General features: G+C 53.4%; 16 protein-coding genes. 6 read left to right on the forward strand and 10 right to left on the reverse strand.

The features are described 5' to 3' along the window. Positions 1–107 precede the first annotated feature (107 nt). Positions 108–728 (forward strand): hypothetical protein, encoded by a 621-nt coding sequence (locus tag JF44_RS0112715; RefSeq protein WP_033069371.1) that lies wholly within the window; start codon positions 108–110, stop codon positions 726–728. Positions 729–741: 13 nt separating this feature from the next. Here JF44_RS0112715 and JF44_RS20020 read toward each other — a convergent pair whose 3' ends face one another. Further along, positions 742–2,811 (reverse strand): SpoIIE family protein phosphatase, encoded by a 2,070-nt coding sequence (locus JF44_RS20020; RefSeq protein ID WP_052065864.1) that lies wholly within the window; start codon positions 2,809–2,811, stop codon positions 742–744. A gap of 4 nt (positions 2,812–2,815) precedes the next feature. After that, a complete protein-coding gene (locus tag JF44_RS0112725) occupies positions 2,816–3,121 on the reverse strand; it encodes an STAS domain-containing protein (protein WP_033069446.1) in 306 nt (101 codons plus the stop codon). A 181-nt stretch (positions 3,122–3,302) separates the two neighbouring features. Between JF44_RS0112725 and JF44_RS0112730 the strand changes: the two genes are divergently transcribed. Next, on the forward strand, positions 3,303–4,943 hold the full coding sequence (locus JF44_RS0112730; protein WP_033069372.1) for a sigma-54-dependent transcriptional regulator: 1,641 nt from the start codon (positions 3,303–3,305) through the stop codon (positions 4,941–4,943). Positions 4,944–4,974: 31 nt separating this feature from the next. On the opposite strand, the gene cobD is transcribed toward JF44_RS0112730, so the two are convergent. Further along, positions 4,975–6,066, reverse strand: coding sequence for a threonine-phosphate decarboxylase CobD (gene cobD, locus JF44_RS0112735; protein ID WP_033069373.1), 1,092 nt, complete (start codon positions 6,064–6,066; stop codon positions 4,975–4,977). Positions 6,067–6,183: 117 nt separating this feature from the next. On the opposite strand from cobD, the gene JF44_RS0112740 reads away from it, so the two are divergent. Continuing rightward, entirely contained in the window at positions 6,184–7,083 is a 900-nt protein-coding gene (locus tag JF44_RS0112740) for a phytanoyl-CoA dioxygenase family protein (protein WP_033069447.1), read from the forward strand. Between the two features lie 94 nt (positions 7,084–7,177). Beyond that, entirely contained in the window at positions 7,178–7,513 is a 336-nt protein-coding gene (locus JF44_RS0112745; protein ID WP_033069374.1) for an Hpt domain-containing protein, read from the forward strand. 93 nt (positions 7,514–7,606) lie between these two features. Here the strand turns inward: JF44_RS0112745 and JF44_RS0112750 are convergent, their stop codons facing one another. After that, positions 7,607–8,758: a M24 family metallopeptidase gene (locus JF44_RS0112750; RefSeq protein ID WP_033069448.1), complete on the reverse strand. Its 1,152-nt coding sequence runs from the start codon at positions 8,756–8,758 to the stop codon at positions 7,607–7,609. A 343-nt stretch (positions 8,759–9,101) separates the two neighbouring features. Between JF44_RS0112750 and JF44_RS0112755 the strand changes: the two genes are divergently transcribed. Together JF44_RS0112755 and JF44_RS0112760 are read left to right on the forward strand one after the other, a co-directional pair. Beyond that, positions 9,102–9,245, forward strand: a complete 144-nt coding sequence (locus tag JF44_RS0112755) for a hypothetical protein (RefSeq protein WP_238318443.1) — start codon at positions 9,102–9,104, stop codon at positions 9,243–9,245. A gap of 283 nt (positions 9,246–9,528) precedes the next feature. Further along, positions 9,529–10,581 carry an ABC transporter substrate-binding protein gene (locus JF44_RS0112760; RefSeq protein ID WP_238318444.1) on the forward strand — a complete coding sequence of 351 codons (1,053 nt, stop codon included), beginning with the start codon at positions 9,529–9,531 and terminating at the stop codon, positions 10,579–10,581. A 138-nt stretch (positions 10,582–10,719) separates the two neighbouring features. Here JF44_RS0112760 and rodA read toward each other — a convergent pair whose 3' ends face one another. The 6 genes from rodA to JF44_RS0112790 form a co-directional block, all read right to left on the reverse strand. Next, positions 10,720–11,883 (reverse strand): rod shape-determining protein RodA, encoded by a 1,164-nt coding sequence (gene rodA / locus JF44_RS0112765; RefSeq protein ID WP_033069377.1) that lies wholly within the window; start codon positions 11,881–11,883, stop codon positions 10,720–10,722. 3 nt (positions 11,884–11,886) lie between these two features. Beyond that, on the reverse strand, positions 11,887–13,803 hold the full coding sequence (mrdA, locus tag JF44_RS0112770) for a penicillin-binding protein 2 (protein WP_033069378.1): 1,917 nt from the start codon (positions 13,801–13,803) through the stop codon (positions 11,887–11,889). Between the two features lie 165 nt (positions 13,804–13,968). After that, positions 13,969–14,484: a rod shape-determining protein MreD gene (gene mreD / locus JF44_RS0112775; protein ID WP_033069379.1), complete on the reverse strand. Its 516-nt coding sequence runs from the start codon at positions 14,482–14,484 to the stop codon at positions 13,969–13,971. Next, positions 14,481–15,440 (reverse strand): rod shape-determining protein MreC, encoded by a 960-nt coding sequence (gene mreC / locus JF44_RS0112780; RefSeq protein WP_052065866.1) that lies wholly within the window; start codon positions 15,438–15,440, stop codon positions 14,481–14,483. Before mreC ends, mreD begins: the two co-directional genes overlap by 4 nt. Positions 15,441–15,565: 125 nt before the next feature. Next, positions 15,566–16,606, reverse strand: a complete 1,041-nt coding sequence (locus JF44_RS0112785) for a rod shape-determining protein (protein ID WP_033069380.1) — start codon at positions 16,604–16,606, stop codon at positions 15,566–15,568. Positions 16,607–16,788: 182 nt separating this feature from the next. Further along, complete coding sequence (locus JF44_RS0112790) at positions 16,789–17,700, reverse strand: alpha/beta hydrolase family protein (protein ID WP_052065868.1); 912 nt, start codon at positions 17,698–17,700, stop codon at positions 16,789–16,791. Positions 17,701–17,719: the final 19 nt, after the last annotated feature.

Raw genomic sequence — 17,719 nt, forward strand, 5'->3', positions numbered from 1 at the left:
ATATTCCCGCAACCAGATGGCGTTACTCTGTGTGGCGCGGGACCAATATTTGGACAAGACTGTGCAATCGCCGGTCCCGAACTTAGACGGGAACGGGGCCGTTAGCCATGTCGTCACAGACTCAGATGTCGCAAACTACCGCGCTGGTTATGGCAGGCGAGATTGATCTTGCCCCTGAAATCCGCACGCGCCTGCGCAATCTGATTGACAGTCTTCCCGATCAACCCGCCCGCCTTCGGGTTCTTGGGCATGTTTTACTTGATCTTGGTCTTGGGGAACTTGCACTCAACGCTTTTGGCAGAGCACTTCTGATTGACGATCTGGATGGGGCGACCCATTTGGGACTGACGCGGGTTTATATCCAGACAGGTCGTCGGGATCTGGGGCTTGAACATCTTGAAATCGCGATCAGTTTGCGACCCGATGCCAGGGAACTGCGCATTCTTGCTGCTGATCTTTTGGGATGTCGTGACAAGATGCGTGCTCTTGATCAGCTTGGCAGTGTATTGGCTGCTGAACCCGATCATGCCGGTGCGCGTAAGGGGCTTGCCAACCTTGTTCGCACAGTCATTGCCAACCGGATACATGCCTCGTCAGACAATGCTGCGTCTGATCATTTAAAGATGCGTGAAAAGGATGATCACCAAACTCAGGTCGTTTGGGGCGATTGTGAGCCGTTCGGTGAGTTGGTGCAGTCCAGCATCGCGCAGGCGCGATACGTGTCGTAGGGTGTATTGACCGTCAGCCCTTTGACAGCAGGCCCGGTATCATGGCCGATTGCAGCGAAACAATCGTAAAATCATCATCAAGTTTTGCCGGCGCACGGTCCATGAATTGATCGGCAATCTGTGCGGCAAGGTCAATGTCTGCTGCGCTATCACGAACAGTATCCTTGCAGACCGAAAGCAATTCTTGCTCGCTTAGGAACTTGCCGTGATCAAGGGTGGTTTCAATCAATGCGTCACTGTAAAGCAGCAGGAAGCTGTCCTTGTCAAAGGGGACTTCGCGGGTTTCATACTTTGCCTCGCGGATCACGCCAAGCGGGACCCCTGATCCATCAAGGAACTGTGCTTCGCCCGTTACGCTGTTGCCCAGTACAGGGGATGTGCAGGCGGCGCTTGCATATGAAAATATGCCTTTTGACCGGTCAACAATGCCATACAGCATCGTTGCATACTGCCCGATCGGCAGAAGTCTTTTAAGGTGCCGGTTGAGAACCTGCAAATACACGTCCGGGGACTGATCGTGCGATTGTTCCGACCAGATCAGGGAATGCAGCCGGAACGTGTTTAAGGCAGCACCCAGTCCATGACCGGCAAAATCAACGATATAGACGCCCAGTCGATGGGCATCGATTGGCACCAGTCCCCACATGTCGCCCCCAAGTTCCGAGGACATCTGGAATGTTGCACTGATACGCAAGCCATAATCGGCACCAATACCGCGATAGCTTTCAGGTGCAGGGTTGAGGTTTTCCTGCATGTCGCGTGCAAGTTCAAGCTCGGACTGGGTACGTTCCTGATAGGCTTGCAACTTCTGCACAAGAAGCCGGTTTTCGATGTGGATCGTGGTGCGCGCGATTAACTCCGCCTTGTTAAGCGGTTTGAGAATAAGGTCGGTTGCACCGTCTTCAAAAATCCGCGTGCGGCCTTCATGTTCTTCTAGAGCTGTTTGGGCGATGATGGGGGTTTCTGCATATGCCGGGTCGGCGCGAACGGCCTTGCAGACCCCATAGCCATCGATTTTGGGCATGATGATGTCAAGAATGATCAAGTCCGGATTGTGGGCCTTGATCTGGGCGATGGCATCTTCGCCGTCTTTGGCAAAAACAAGGTTTGTAAAGCCGTCAGCACGCAAATAGGACGCGATGATTTCACGTGACAACATCGTATCATCGGCGATCAGAATGGTTGCGTTTCGTGCAGTACGCAACTCGTCCTCTGCGGTCGTCGTCAAAGGATGGCCAAGGTCGCCAAAAAGTCCTGTATTTGCGTTGTCGCCGCTGGTGTCATTGGTAAACGTCAGCTCAATTGTACGGCCATCCCGGGTAAAGTTCACCGTTTGGCAAAGACTTTTGATCAGGGGCAGCCCCCGGCCAAACGTTGTGTCTTTTCGACTGATTTCCGCCGTTGCATTTTCTTCGGGTGGCGTAAAACCGTCGCCTTGATCATTGATCGCGATGACCAGCTGGCCATTCTTTCTGCGCCGTGCGGTCAGAATAATTGCCCGTCCGCCATGGTGAGATGAGGCAAGACGTCGTTCGGTTTCGTCCCCGAGCTCCATAAAGCTGTCCATCGAAAGATGGCCGCTGGTATCAAGTTCGAGGTTGCCGTGCACCAGTGAGTTTGCAAACGCTTCCTGAACAGCCATTTCAACTGCAGGCGCGATGCTGTCACCGATCAGGCAACGATGGCGCAGGCTGGTCACAAATTTTCGCGCAACGGGCAGGTGATAAGCGCTGCGTGTCGAAAGACAGACCAAAAGGTCATATCTCGGATGCGATTTTTTGCCCGCCAGAGGTGCGAGATCGTCAAGATCAAGTTCGGGAAAATACTCGATAAAATGCGTGCAGTTCAGGCGGGTCAGGCTGCCCAGCCAGTCGCGCCCGATCTGCGGAGGCAAAATGCAAAATGAATACTGTCGCTGATTTGGGAAATCTTCAGGCGTTTGACCTGTCGTAATTTTGACCGAAATGTTCTCGGGCTGCTCCCAAAGGGCGGAGCTGCTGACAATCTTTGTGATGTCCTCTTGCGCAAGGGATTGCGCAACGGCAATCGTTTGCTCAATGTGGGGTTTCTTGCCAGCAGGCATAGGGCTAGTCTTCCAGCTTGAACAGGGTGTCAAACCGGGCAACTTCAAGCATACGCTTTACTTGCCCTTGTGCGCCACGCAGGACCACTGTCGTACTGCTTTTTTCACCTTCATCCCGGGCGAGCAACAACATGCCAAGTCCGGCAGAGTCGATGAATTCGACCCCTGCAATATCAAGAACCATTGTTGTCGAGTCATGGTCGCGAACTTCTTCGATCAGTTTGCGGAAACTCGAGTGATCCCCAAATGTGAAGCGACCCGTCATTTCAACTGTGGTTATATTGTCTGAAAGCTTTGTTTTGTAGTTCAAGTAGAGGCACTCCTGAAAAAGCGTGTATCCAACGGTGAAGCCCCGACTAAGGCCATGTTTTTTAATTTTGACCTGATTGTGTATTGTTTGGGCAATGACTTCAACAATCTTAATCATTGTGAGATGAGCAATACTGTCGGTATGCTTATCTTCAAAGATATATCGGGACACGAACAAGAAAATGCCAGATCAGGCACGCATCGTCATTGTCGAAGATACACTTTCGCTCGCGCGTGTGTATCAGGACTACCTGCGCGCCGATAGCCACCTTGTTGACCATGTCGTAAGCGGCACCGATGCGATTGATCGTTTGCGCCAGGACCCGCCGGATGTGCTGGTTCTTGATCTGGTCTTGCCTGACATGGATGGCCGCGAAGTTCTCAGAACCGCTTCTCACATCGCACCGGATTGCAAGATCGTTGTTATTACTGCTCATGGGTCGGTCAATATCGCGGTGGAGGCAATGCGAGAAGGTGCGTGGGACTTTTTGCTGAAGCCCTTTACTGCTGAAAAGTTGCGCGAGACTGTCGCCACGGCGGTCGCCGGTGCCGCGCCCACGCTGGCATCTGCATCGGCACCCGCACCCAAAACCACACTCATATCCGATGGGGATGATGTTGCCGCGGAAGGTGGCGAAACCGACGAGGTGTATTTTGACATCATCGGCGGTTCGGAAAATATGCGCGATATATATCGCATTATTGAAAACGCAGCCCCCAGTCGTGCGACCGTCTTTATCACCGGTGAGTCAGGGACAGGCAAGGAACTTGCGGCAGAGGCCATCCATCGCCGGTCTGAACGGACCAAGGAACCGTTCATTCCGCTAAACTGCGGCGCCATTCCCAAGGACCTGATGGAAAGCGAGATCTTCGGTCACGTCAAAGGGGCCTTTACAGGTGCAGTATCTGATCGCGAAGGGGCAGCACACCGTGCCGAGGGTGGCACATTATTCCTTGATGAAATCTGCGAGATGGACCTTGATCTGCAGACCAAGCTGCTGCGTTTCATTCAGACCGGAACGTTTCAGAAGGTTGGTGGCAGTTCAATTGAAACGGTGAATGTGCGTTTTGTCTGCGCGACCAATCGTGACCCGCTTGAAGAAGTTCGATCGGGGCGGTTCCGGGAAGATTTGTATTACCGCCTGCATGTTATCCCGCTTCATATGCCGCCCTTGCGTGAACGTGATAACGATATCCTTCAGATTGCCAATTTCTATCTTGACCGCTTTACCCGTGAAGAGGGCCGTGATTTTGAACGGTTCAGTCCGGAAGTTTCGGCGCTGTTTGCACGTTATTCCTGGCCGGGCAATATTCGCCAGTTACAAAACATCATCCGCAATATCGTGGTCCTCAACAATGGGCCGGAAGTGACGCTGTCGATGGTGCCGCGCCCGGTTAACAGCGGCAGTGATGGCGATCATTTCGGGTCAAGCACGATTGAAGCGCCGCCGCCCCATCCGGTTGTCTCAAACGGGCCGGGAATCCCGGGGCGACTATGGGAAGGGGACCCCGAAGCACTTGCCTTTTTGGCCGGTGCGCGTCAGATGCGCAAAGTGGTTGAAAACCATCAGTCGGAACGCAGCAATCAACTGATTGGTGCCGGTGTGGCGGGAAACGACAGTAGTGCGGTTTCAAGCCAGACCTTGGGAAGATCTTCCCTTGGGTTTGGCGAGATTAAGCCGCTTTGGCTTGTTGAAAAGCAGGCCATTGAAGAGGCCATTGAACGGTGCGGAGGATCAATACCGCGTGCGGCTGACGCGCTTGGGGTCAGTCCGTCGACGATTTATCGAAAAAAGCAGTCGTGGGAAGACAACGATCTTTAAAGAAACTGCATTTAACTGATCGTACCAGTCATCAAGTCACTATTCCTGCCATGGCCTTTTCCAGACGATCCCATTGCGATGCAGTTCCGGGAAAACCAAACCGTGCCTTGTTCTGGTCATGGTCAAATAGTCTGATCAATATACCCTGTTGCGCCAGGTGGTCGGCCACCCGCACACAGTCCGTACCATCGTAATAGCGAAACAAATCTGTGCCACCGGCTGGCTCAAGCTTGCTGTGGCGCGCGATCAGATGGTCAAGACGCAAACCATCAGATGTCAGCCGGGCACGGGTTTCCTGCTGCCAATGGGTATCTTGCAGGGCTTGTGTTCCAACGGCGATGGTGGGGCCGGGAACTGCCCAAGGACCGATGCGACGGCCAAGGTCGCCGGCCAATTCCGAGGCCATCACGGCAAAGCCAAGCCGCACACCGGCCAGACCAAAGAACTTGCCAACGGATCGCAGGATAATGGTGTTGGGCATCTGATCGATCCGCGAACATACCGAATGATCTGGTCGGCAATCCATAAAGGCCTCGTCGATCAGAAGCCAACATCCTCGCGAAAGGGCAAGCTGCGCAAGGTTTGCGACATCATCTGGCGCAAGCAGTCCACCATCCGGGTTATTCGGATTTACCAGAACGATCACGCTGCCCGGCTTTGATGTGCTGAGAATGTCCTGAAGCTGTGTATAACGCCGTTTGGGGGCGGTTTCATGAACATGACAGTGATGTCCGGCACGCGTCCAGCATCGTTCATGTTCGCCATAGGTCGGTCCGGTGATATGGACATCGGCAATTGCATGATCATCTGTCTGGTCCCTGAACCAAAAGGGAATGTTTTGGATCAGTGCCTGAGTACCCGGTGCGCAAACCAGTTGCGTTACGCTCGGTACATCGTAATAGGTTTTTGCCGCGACCTTTAGCTGTTCAAGTTCAGTCGCAAGCGGAAGCCGCTGCCAATAAACGTCATCAATGGGACTGACCGGATAGGCGACGGGATTTATCCCGGTGGAAAGGTCGAGCCATTCATTTGCAGGAATTCCGTATCGTTGGGCGGCAGCGTCTATCGCGCCACCATGATTGATCGGTTCTTCCTGCGTGCGATGAATGTCTTTGGTCGCCATTACATGCCAGTTGCTGTTGATCGGTTTGAAGGTGCCCGTTCAAGGGACGTTTCCAGACTTGCCATCAATCGAGGGGCTGCGTATCGTCCGGCTACATTCAATACCGGACATTTTCCAATGATCACACCCCAAAATACCACTGACGTTAAGGTTTGGCAGGACCTCAACCCCGAGCTTTCGATTACAGATGGATTGACCGCAGCGCTTCGCGATGACTGGGGTGATGGTGGGAAAGCCGAGTTTGACGGGACAAGTCTGTCAGACAGGTTCTGGACTGAGGGCTACTTTCTGATCGAAGATATATTGCCGGTCAACGAACTCATAAAACTGCGCAGTGGCATTGAAAACCTGATTGGTCGTGGTCTCTCGCCAGCGCTGATTTACCTGTATGACGAGGCATGGGATATCTTTCGACGCCTGCGCCCGCTGCTTAGTCATTTTTTGGGGGATCGCATTGGGCTTCTGCCGCACTTTTGGGCGTGGCATGTTAACCCGGCCGATGACGGGCGTGGTTGGCCACCGCATCGTGACTATCAAGGTGACAGTGTCATTGGAGATGACATGCTGATTAGCTTGTCACTTTGGGTGCCGCTGAGCAACGCCACGCCTGAAAATGGCTGTATGCATGTTTTGCCACGGAACTTTGAAAAGCAATACCCTGCACCGGTTGCCAAACCGCAAGATGTTCGTTTGCAAGATGTCCGCGCGCTTCCAGCCGCACCCGGGGCTGTGATGGGGTGGCGACAGGATCTGTATCATTGGGGTGGACGCAGCAGTCCTTACTGTCGTGTGCCGCGGGTCAGTCTGTCTCTTGAATTCCAGAATGCCGCATTTGATCCGCTTGCCGAGCAGCTGCTTTGTCTTGAGCGTCCACCAGAATTTTTGCGCCGATTGAAATTGATAGCTGCACAATTCGCAAAGTATCGCCATATGCAGTCTATGGACGATCAGACTTTGCGTTGGGCGGAAGATGTTCTGCACGCCTGTGACAGGTTGAAAGATATGCAAGGTTCCTGATTATGGGAACAAAGTATTAGAGGGAATTGAAAAGCTTGAGGGCTATTATAGTAAAATTGATAATGATCACTCATTGCGGAGATAAGGGTAGCCGATGGACTTGATTGATCACGCCCGGTTTGACGAGCTTCATCAGGCGCTTGGCAAGGACCAGACGAAAATGTTGGTGGAACTTCTGCCTGCGTCTTATGAAGAAGAACGTGCGCGGTTGCTTGAAGCAATCTCCGCCAAGGATATTGAAGCGTTGCGACGAGCTGCACATGCGATCAAGGGTATGGCAGGGAATATGGCGGCGCAAAAACTTGCCGAGGATGCGCGTACATTGGAAATTTTTGACGGGGCGTTTGATGATGCACTTGATGATCAGATCAATCGCCTTGATCAGCTGGTATCGGAAACTGTTTCTGCAATGCAGGCGGCTCTGACCTAAAGCATTTTCAATCTGAACAAAACTGCTCCAAAGGCGGTAATCAACGAAAAATGGCAAGCTCGGGTGGCTTGCCATTTTTGTATTTGGGCCTGCCTAGCGGGTCACAAGATCAAGGCCATGGCGTGATACGGCCTCGTTACCATTGTCGGTGACAATCACGGAATGACCCGGACACATGGCAGTTCCGGTTTCGCTGTCCATCAGGATCATATGCAGGAAGAACACCATGCCCGGTTCGGCGATGACCGGATTGTCATGATAGAACATCGGCCAATCCATCCAGTTCGGGGCAAAGGTTGTGCCCATGGAATAACCGCAGGCATTTAGCCGGTGCGCGCGCATCCCGCCTTTGTCGCAGGTACTGGCATAGGCATCAAACACCTTGCCAATCGGTTCACCGGGGCGCAGCGTTTCGCGACAGGCAGCCATGGCATCTGTCGCGACCTTATGCATTTCAATATGACGGGGCAGGGCGTCTCCAACCGGGATCGTGCGCATCATTGCCGCATGGTAGTGGCGATAGGCACCGGCCCATTCAAGCGTGATCTGATCTTTTGGCGCGATATGTTTGCGTCCGGTAAAATATCGGCACAACAGGGCATCGCGACCAGCCCCGATAATGAACTCATTGCCCGGATAGTCCCCGCCGCCAGCAAAGATCGCACTTTGCATGGCGGCGAGAATGTCTCCTTCGAACGCGTCTGCCTTGACCGTATCAAGGGCCGCATCCCAAGCATCATCTGCAAGTTCTGCAGCCTTGCGGATATAATTCAGTTCGGCAGCACTTTTGACAACACGCAGTTCGGATACAAGGTTGGATGCATCTTCAAGTGTGCAGAAACCATCCAGCGCGGCTTCAAGTTTTTTGCCATTGGCGGCTGTCAGGCCATAGGCCTCATATTCGACCCCAAGTTTCTTGCCGTTACATCCGAATTCAGCCAGCATGTCACGCAGTTGAAATGCCGGGTTTACATCCGGGCCGTCGACCCAGATGCGAATGTCATCAATGTCGGAGGTGTGTTGTGCCTGACGTAAATCAGGTGCACGGGTAATCAGCGCAACACGGCCGTCTGCGCCAAGATACAAACACTGGAAAAACACATAGCCAAAGGTGTCATAGCCGGTCAGGTAAAACATGCTTTCCTGACGGAACATCAGGATGCCATCCAAGCCGGACTTTTCGAGTTTATCGATTGTGCGTGCGCGGCGGGTTGCCAATTCCTGACGGTCAAAATGCAGTGCCATGTGACACTCCTCTTTGTTGATTTTTTCCAAGCTATCAGAGATGCCGTACCGCCAATAGCTCAAACAGTCATTTCAAAAGCAAAATGTTGGCAAATTGTAATTGATGCATTTTTTAAGTGGAAATTTTCTGTTTCCAGTCAATTCGTTACCTCTTCTTGCGGGCGAAACGTCACACAGGGGAATAGAAAAAGCGTCAGCAGCGCCTACATGCAGTAATAGGGCACTTAAACCCGAAAGGTATGAATGTTGCCAAAGTTGCTTGTGACCGTCCCAAAAGGAGGCAAGAGTGGCGAGTTTTAATAAATTCCCGAGGGATTCGAAAAAGACCCTCTCTGGGCGTCGTATGCACGGTGCGCCCGCTTATGACAAATGGCGTCGAGATGACCTGTATCATCTGGCTGCGCAAAAGGGCATTGAGGATCGCGCCAAGATGACCAACGAGGAACTGGCCCATGCGCTCCGTCAGGCGCAGTCCGGTGGGGAATAACGAAACTGGCCTGTTTACCCGGAAATTCCAGAAGTCATGGTTTTCTTCTGGTAGGGCAATCTGTATACAATTGCGTGTCGACGGCTAATCATAGCTGTCTGCCTGATCGCTTAATCTGGCCTTGTTGGCCTGCTTTCGACGGCCAAACGTCCAAGCGTGTCGCGTATCCGATCATCTTGGTTGATGAAATAAATGACAGGAAGTTGTTTTGAAATCCCGCGTAATTTTTTGGTTGGTCAGCATACTGCTGTGGTCTGGGGGGGCGGCTCATGCGCAAAGCCCTTTGGCCGAAGCGGGAAATGATTCCGTTCGTGTTGCGTTTATCAATCCGGGTTACGGTGACCGGGGCTTTTGGAAAGATGTCCGTAATACCATGCAGGCCGCGGCTGATCAGTTTGGTTACGAGCTGATTGTCTTTGATAGCGACCGCGACAGCAAAAAGATGGCGGAGAGTGCCCAAAAGGCCTTCGCGCTTGAACCGGCCCCCGATTACATCATTGCCGTGAATGAGTATCAGCAAGGCACCCGCATTGTTCTGGAGGCAGAAGAACGCGGAATTCCGGTGATCATGCTGCTTAATGATCTTACCGAAGAGCAGAAGAATACGTATGGAAGGCCGGGCAAGGAGCTGAAAAGCTGGAAGTTTTCGCTGACACCCGACAACGAGCGTGCCGGTTACGACATTGCCAAGTCGTTGATAAATGCCGCGCGCCTTCGGTTTGAAAAACATCAACCCACGTCGCTTTGTCTTGTTTCGATCGCCGGTGACCGCAGCACACCGGCGTCATTGCAACGTCTTGACGGGCTTGATCACGCCCTGAGCCGTTTTCCAATCCTGCGCGAACAACGCAGACTTGTTGCCAATTGGTCCCATGATAAAGCGTATCGCCAGATGGAAAACTGGTTGGGGCGTAACGGCTGCGTAGATGCGGTGTGGGCGGCCAACGACGATATTGCTCTTGGCGCGATCAAGGCACTTAGGGAAGCAGACCGTACACCTGGAAGAGACGTTTTTGTTGGCGGTTTGAACTGGTCCGAAAAAGGTCTGGAAAAAGTTCAAAACGGACAAATGACCATGACCCACGGTGGGCACTTCTTTGCGGGCGCGTGGGTTATGGTTTTGCTTCATGATTACATTGCAGGTGTTGAGCTGTTTGCCACGCATCCCGAAATCACTTTCAGGATGGAAGCGATTACACCGGGAAATGTTGCGTACTTTTCCCAAATTCTCGGCGAAAGGGATTGGGGGGCAATCGACTTTTCCCGGTTTAGTCTTGCGAATACCCCGGTTGCCACGGAGTATGACTTTACGCTGCAACGGGCAGACGACCAATAAGCCGTGTTTGATCCGACAGCCCCATCGCAGTTCGTTAACGGAAATAGTCGCTTGTCCTTGCCGTTTCGTCTGGGCGGATCATTGGTGCCATGCGTGGGACAGGATTGCTTTGAGTTTGGTCTGTGTGCGGAAAAAGCTTTAAGTTCGTCCGTCGTCATTTCCCTGACGGGAAATGCGGATGTCGCGGTGGATTGAAACGCTCATCAAAAGGCCAAAGCTGACCAAAATGGTCATCATGACGGTGCCGCCATAAGACACCAGTGGCAAGGGCACGCCCACAACCGGAATCAGGCCCATCACCATCGCGATATTGATAAAGACATACAGGAAAAAGGTCGAGGTTACACCAATGGCCACCAAGCGCCCGAACTGGTTCTGACACCGCAGGGCAATGACATAGCCATAGGCGATGACCAATACATAAAGTGCAAGCAGCGCCATCCCGCCAACAAGTCCGAACTCCTCCCCCAGCATTGTGAAGATGAAGTCGGTTTGTTTTTCCGGCAGAAAGTTCAAATGGCTTTGTGAACCCAGCATGAAGCCCTTGCCAAACAATCCACCAGAACCAAGCGCGATCTTTGATTGCGTAATGTGGTAGCCAGCGCCAAGCGGATCGTTTTCCGGGTTCAGGAAGGTCAGAACACGGTTCTTCTGATATTCACGCAGGAACTGCCAGCCAATCGGGATTGCCGCCAAGGCGCCGCCCAGAACAAGCGCAAATTTCCAAACGCGCACCCCCGCCAACCAGAAGATCACACCGCCCCCGGCAATCAACAATAGCGTTGTGCCTAGGTCCGGTTGGCGCAGCACAAGTGCGGATGGCGCGGCAACCATCAGGATCGGCGGGATCAGTAATGTAATGCGCCCGGTATCTTCAACCGTCAAACCATGGAAATACCGTGCAAGTGCCAACACCAACGAGATTTTCATCAGTTCTGAAGGTTGTAGCTGGAAGAAACCCAGATTAATCCAGCGCTGTGCCCCCATACCGATGTCGCCTTTGATCTCGACCGCGATTAGAAGGATCAGGGCCACAAAATACGAAAAATAGGCCAGTTTCAGCCATATGCGTATGTCGGTTACGGCGATGACGATCATCAATGCTGCCCCAACCGCAAAACGCATCATCTGGCGTTCCGCCCAAGGTTGGAGCGATCCGTTGGCTGCGGAATACAACATGGCAAAGCCAATGCCTGAAAGCGCTGCGATCAGGAGTACCAGCGTCCAGTTCAACAACAACAAACGCCGCCCGATGGGCACGTAATCCGGATCTTCACCAATGCGATATTTGCTAGCTGCCATTGATCAGCCCTCGTCCTGATTGTTTGAGGCCGGGGTAGAGTGCAGGTTTGCACTGTTGGGCTGGTTGGCGGCCGAAATCCCCTGACGCGCGGATTGAAGTTCCTGCGCTTTTAAAAGCAGGTCGCGGACAATTGGTCCGGCAACACTGGAACCGCCACCACCGTGTTCGACGACCACCGCACAGGCGTAGCGCGGGTTGTCAACCGGTGCAAATGCAACGAACAATGCATGATCGCGGTACTTCCACGGCAAGGCATCGTTTTCAAGCACGCCGGTTGTCTGGCGTTCACGCATCGTAATACGCCGGACCTGACTGGTGCCGCTTTTGCCAGCCATTTCCATGCCTTTGGCCGAAATTCGGGCGCGATAGCCGGTGCCGCGCAATTCGTTGGTAACCCCGTTCATGGAATCTCGTATCCGCGCAAGGTTGGCGCGGCTGACCTGCAGTTCGGGGAATTCTTCTGCCTGTCGGCTGGTCACACCTTCGGGGGTGACTTTGTCACGTGTCAGATGCGGGCGGACGGCCTTGCCCGATGCAAGGCGTGCGGTCATGGTGCAAAGTTGCAGCGGGGTGGTCAGTACATACCCTTGCCCAATGGATGCAATCAGCGTTTCACCACCTTGCCAGCGTTTGCCAAGCTGGATTTCCTTCCAGTCTTTGGTCGGAATCAGGCCACTGCGTTCGTTGGGAAGGTCAATGCCGGTATCTTCACCAAGGCCGAGCTTTCTGGCCATCGCAGCAATGCGGTCAATGCCGATCTTTTGCGAAATTTCATAGTAATAGACGTCACAGGAATGCTTGATCGAATCATGCAGGTTCATCCAGCCATGCCCGCCACGTTTCCAGCAATGGAACCGCGAGTTGCCAAGATCAAGATGCCCGTTGCAGAAGAACTTCTGGTTCGGTGTGATGATCCCGGCTTCAAGCCCGGCAAGGGCAACACACATCTTGAATGTCGATCCCGGTGCATAGGTGCCGTTAACCGCCTTGTTTGAAAGCGGTGCGTAGGGATTGTTGACCAGACTGTTCCAAAGCTTGTGCGAAATGCCGTTGGTAAAGGCGTTCGGGTCATAGGTCGGATGTGATGCCAGTGCGAGAACCTCGCCGTTATGTATGTCCATAACGACGGCTGATGCGCTTTCCTTGTCTGACAAACGCTGATTGGCATAGCGCTGAAGATCAAGATCAAGCGTCATGACAACGGTGTTGCCGCTGTCGCCTTCTTCGCGTTCCAGTTCGCGAATGACCCGGCCCAGCGCGTTGACTTCGACCTGACTGGTGCCTGCTGTTCCGCGCAACGCAAGGTCATAGACCTTTTCAACACCGCTTTTGCCGATTGTAAAACCGGGCAATTCCAAAAGCGGATCACCGTTGAGCTCTTTTTCTGACACTGCCGCGACATAGCCCAGCGAGTGCGCAAGGTGCGGACCTTCGGGATAATCACGGGATCGACCGGCATCAATGATCAGGCCCGGAAGGTCCGGGGCGTTGATGCCGACACGTGCAACTTCGTCCCATGTCAGATTGTCACGCACTGTTACCGGTACGAAGGATCTGCGGCGCAGGACATCGCGTTCAACCCGCTCGATCGTATCAGGGCCGAGGTCGATGATCTGATCAAGGATTTCAAGTGTGCGGCGAACATCGGGTGTCTGTTCTCGCACGATCATGATGTGATAGTTCTGGCGGTTAACCGCGAGCGGCGCGCCGAACCGGTCTGTGACCAATCCGCGTGGTGGCGGCAACAAGCGGTGTGAAATGCGGTTTTCATCCGCCAGTGTTTGATATCGGTCGCTTTCAAGGACCTGCAGATAGTACATCCGGGCGGCCAAACCGGTCAGCAAGATGCCCTTGCCCGCACCCAGCATCAGGGCGCGTCGGGTAAATAATCTGAACCGGTCTGAGTCACGATGCCACATGGGCGAAGAATACCTGCTTTTCGTCAGTAGCCGTTGAGATGGGGCGTCACGATTTCGCCCGTTCTACTGGGGATGAACGGGGATGAAAACCATCTTGTTACAGCATATGTGATAGCCGTTGCCAAAACATCAATATTGCCGGGTTTCTTGCCAATGCAAGTCCCCCTAAACATAGCGCAGAAGACCGTTTTGCGCACGCGCGAGAACCCAGGCAACAATCGGGAACAACAAGGCGGTTAAAACATAGCTGATCATGGTTGCCTTAATCGGCAGCAAGGCCCCAATCAAGGCTGAGCTCAGCAACCATTGCACCAGAAGGGCCGGGATCGCAACAAGCGCAAAACCCCACCACATGACGCTAAAGGGTTTGTTGTGGAAAAAACGCCCCTGGCTTGCCGATCCGGTTTGCACCAGCAGCAAAACCAGTGAGCTTACCCCAAGAGGCAAACCCATCAACAGATCCTGTATCAATCCCAAAAGGAAGGCAGCAACCGCCGTTAGCAGATCAGGCCGGTTTACCGACCAATAAAACACCGCCATCAATGCCAGCGCCGGGGAAGCGGTTGAAAGCAGCGGAACACTGATCGGCAGAAGGTTGACCAGCAGAAGGACAAATACACTAAAGGCGGGCAATAGGCCACGCGCGACAAGATCCAGTCGTTGCCAGACGCCGGGTTTCACTGGGCGTTCCCTGCCGGTTCAACCGGCACAATGCCAACGCCAACAGGAATCTCAGGAGACAGCCCGGTGCTGTTCGCATTGTCGGCAGGGCGGCTTTGGCGGATGCGTGTTTCGCTAAGAATGCCGTGAAGGCCATAATTGGCAACACGCAGATATTCCAGTTGATGGCGACGGAACATCGGCGATACCCGCACAGCGTTTTCTGAAACCGATGACACGATGCCAATCGGAATACCTGATGGGAATGCCCCACCGTCACCAGATGTCAGGACACGGTCACCGGGGGCTACTGACGCATCAGCGGTCAGGAACGTCAAAAGCGGGCGGTTGGTGTTGTCACCGGAAAGGAATGCACGGTCGCGCGAGGATTCAATAACGACGGGTACGCGTGAGTTGATGTCGGTAATCAACAAAACCCGTGATGCCTGATAGCCGGCCTCAGCCACGCGTCCAACCAGACCTTCATCCGATAACACCGCCTGACCTTTGGAAACGCCATCTCGTGACCCGGCAGAGATCATCACATTGTGGGCATAAGCCCCGCCCATATCTGCAATGACACGTGATGTCACCAGATTAAGCGCCGGGGGGGAGGTGTAGCTTGCAAGGTCGCGCAGACGTTCATTTTCGTATGACAAATTGCGTGCAGCCTGCTGCCAGGCCAGCAGTTGCTGATTTTCGCGGCGTAGGCGCTCATTTTCCTCGTACAGATTTGCGAGGTTGTAAATCTTGTCGGTTATTTCGTTGATGCTGGCGGCGGGCCGCGAGACGATGTTCATCACCGGGGATACAAGATCAGCCGATGCGGCGCGGATACGTTCGATCAAAACGGTATCGGCCTTGCCCAAAAGCATCAGGCCAAAGGCTGATAAAATCAGTAATATAAAAGCGAAGCGGTGAAGGGCCGTGCGTAACGGCGAAAAGATACGCTGCTGCGGACCACCATGCTGTGCCAATGTATTCCCCGCCAATTCCCAAAAGGTTGATCTTCATCCCGCACAGGATATTCAACCATAACGAAATCACCGAGTCGCGTCCAGTACGGATACGACCCGGTGATGATAATTCAAGTCGATCCTGATTAGTATGCTGTGTGCAGAACGTTGCGCAGCATCTTCTTTTCTTCCAGCGCGCGACCGGTACCCAGTGCAACGCAGGAAAGTGGATCGTCTGCAATCGAAACCGGAAGGCCGGTTGCGTGACGCAGAACAAAATCAAGGTTGCCAAGCATTGCGCCGCCACCGGTCAGGACAATGCCTTTGTCCACGATGTCAGCAGCCAGTTCCGGCGGGGTCTGCTCAAGAGCAACTTTTACCGCTTCGATAATGGCTGAAACAGGCTCTGCAAGGCTTTCGGCGATCTGACGTTCAGAGATCAGCAGTTCTTTCGGAACGCCGTTCATCAGATCACGGCCACGGATCTCAACCGTTGCGCCATCCCCGTCATCAGGTGCGCAAGCCGAACCGATTTCCTTTTTGATGCGTTCGGCAGTGCTTTCACCGACCAGAAGGTTATGGGTACGGCGAATGTAAGCAATGATTGCTTCATCCATTTTATCGCCACCAACGCGGACTGATCGTGCATAGACAATGCCGCCCAGTGACAGAACGGCGACTTCGGTCGTGCCGCCACCAATGTCAACAACCATGGAACCGGTCGGCTCGGTCACCGGAAGGCCGGCACCGATTGCCGCAGCCATCGGTTCGTCGATCAGCCAGACCTTGCGGGCGCCGGCACTTTCTGCACTTTCCTGAATGGCGCGGCGCTCAACAGCGGTCGAACCGGACGGAACGCAAATGATGACTTCCGGGCTCGCAAAGTTGCGGCGGTTGTGGACCTTGCGGATGAAGTGCTTGATCATTTCTTCAGCGATGTGGAATTCCGCAATAACGCCGTCACGCAGCGGGCGGATCGCCTGAATGTACCCCGGGGTACGACCGAGCATCTGTTTGGCTTCTTCACCAACTGCAAGGACCTGTTTTTTGCCTTTTTCGTCGGTAATGGCCACCACGGACGGTTCGTTCAGGACGATGCCACGTCCCTTAACGTAAACCAGTGTGTTGGCGGTGCCCAAATCCACCGCCATGTCGGAGGATAAAACCCCAAGAAGCTTGGAAAACATTCCTGCCCTATGCCCCGGTTAATAGTAAAATCTTGAATGCGAAACTAACGGCTTTGATAGCGCAAGGATTAAGCCGATGCACGAATAATCTGCGCAGGGGATTGAGGAATAATTAAGGCGCGTCATTTTCCTGAAATAAGGTAGCGAAAACATGATCAGGATTATGGTCTTGGCGGTTTAATTCAGTTTTTCACATTTTTTTCTGCGAGCCCGTTATCAATCATGAAATCAGATACTATCGAGACGATGGCAGGGGTTGTTTCGATGGAAAGCACTTTGCGAGTCGCTTGTTTTTCAATTGTTTCACCGCTTTCAACGACAACAAAGCGGACAGGTTTTCGCCCCGGCCCAAGGTCACGATCCATACGCCAATGGCACCATGCAGGTGGATTGAACGGGTCGTCCTTTACCCCGACCAAAAGGCTGGGGGCAAAATTATCCATTTCCGACATACATTGTGGCCGCAGCCCGATCAGGGCTTTAAACCGTTGATCAAAATGTTTGGCGTGCCCTTTGCGATAGATCGCGAGTTGCGCGGCACCTGCACCATAGCCATACCCAAACACGCCAATCCGGTTCGGGTCAATGCCGTCACGCTTTGCCAGATAATTTAGCGCGCTTAGCGCATCGAATGCCCAATAGGTCAGGCCATGTTTGGGATTATCAAGTGACCCTTCGCTGCAATAGATCTGGGACGGATGTGCCTGAACGGGCGAAATCAGCAAGACCCCGATGCCATGTGATCGCAGAATTCTGATCCAGTCGGCTGGAAAGCTGTCGTCACAATCGGGCAGGGCAACGATGGCAGGGTGGTGTGACGGCGTCGCGGTGTCTGTTTGCATCGGGGGATAATATTGCCCCGGGATATCGGCCTGCTGGCTGGCATCAACCGGTGGCAAGGATTTGCCCTGTGCCGATAGACGTTTGCGCAGACCGCTTTGCGGATAGGGAAGGGCTGTAATGCTTACAGTTTGGACCTCGGTGACGGTTTGCGCCAATGCGTGGACAGGCAGCAACTGCAGCGCCACGCAGAAAACCAACCCGGCAAGGAAGCATCCAGAGTTTGGTCGGTTGGTTGATTTGTAACTTTGCATGACGGTTACCTTTCGCAGG

Source organism: Thalassospira australica (genome assembly GCF_000763295.1).
Classification (GTDB): domain Bacteria; phylum Pseudomonadota; class Alphaproteobacteria; order Rhodospirillales; family Thalassospiraceae; genus Thalassospira; species Thalassospira australica.

What these genes read in the sequence shown, in the direction of transcription:
- JF44_RS0112745 (WP_033069374.1), top strand. Translation starts at nt 7,178, where the DNA reads ATGGACTTGATTGATCACGCCCGGTTTGACGAGCTTCATCAGGCGCTT.
- JF44_RS0112785 (WP_033069380.1), bottom strand. Translation starts at nt 16,606, where the DNA reads ATGTTTTCCAAGCTTCTTGGGGTTTTATCCTCCGACATGGCGGTGGAT.
- JF44_RS0112740 (WP_033069447.1), top strand. Translation starts at nt 6,184, where the DNA reads ATGATCACACCCCAAAATACCACTGACGTTAAGGTTTGGCAGGACCTC.
- JF44_RS20020 (WP_052065864.1), bottom strand. Translation starts at nt 2,811, where the DNA reads ATGCCTGCTGGCAAGAAACCCCACATTGAGCAAACGATTGCCGTTGCG.
- JF44_RS0112755 (WP_238318443.1), top strand. Translation starts at nt 9,102, where the DNA reads ATGCACGGTGCGCCCGCTTATGACAAATGGCGTCGAGATGACCTGTAT.
- rodA (WP_033069377.1), bottom strand. Translation starts at nt 11,883, where the DNA reads ATGGCAGCTAGCAAATATCGCATTGGTGAAGATCCGGATTACGTGCCC.
- mrdA (WP_033069378.1), bottom strand. Translation starts at nt 13,803, where the DNA reads ATGTGGCATCGTGACTCAGACCGGTTCAGATTATTTACCCGACGCGCC.
- cobD (WP_033069373.1), bottom strand. Translation starts at nt 6,066, where the DNA reads ATGGCGACCAAAGACATTCATCGCACGCAGGAAGAACCGATCAATCAT.
- JF44_RS0112715 (WP_033069371.1), top strand. Translation starts at nt 108, where the DNA reads ATGTCGTCACAGACTCAGATGTCGCAAACTACCGCGCTGGTTATGGCA.
- JF44_RS0112750 (WP_033069448.1), bottom strand. Translation starts at nt 8,758, where the DNA reads ATGGCACTGCATTTTGACCGTCAGGAATTGGCAACCCGCCGCGCACGC.
- JF44_RS0112790 (WP_052065868.1), bottom strand. Translation starts at nt 17,700, where the DNA reads ATGCAAAGTTACAAATCAACCAACCGACCAAACTCTGGATGCTTCCTT.
- JF44_RS0112730 (WP_033069372.1), top strand. Translation starts at nt 3,303, where the DNA reads ATGCCAGATCAGGCACGCATCGTCATTGTCGAAGATACACTTTCGCTC.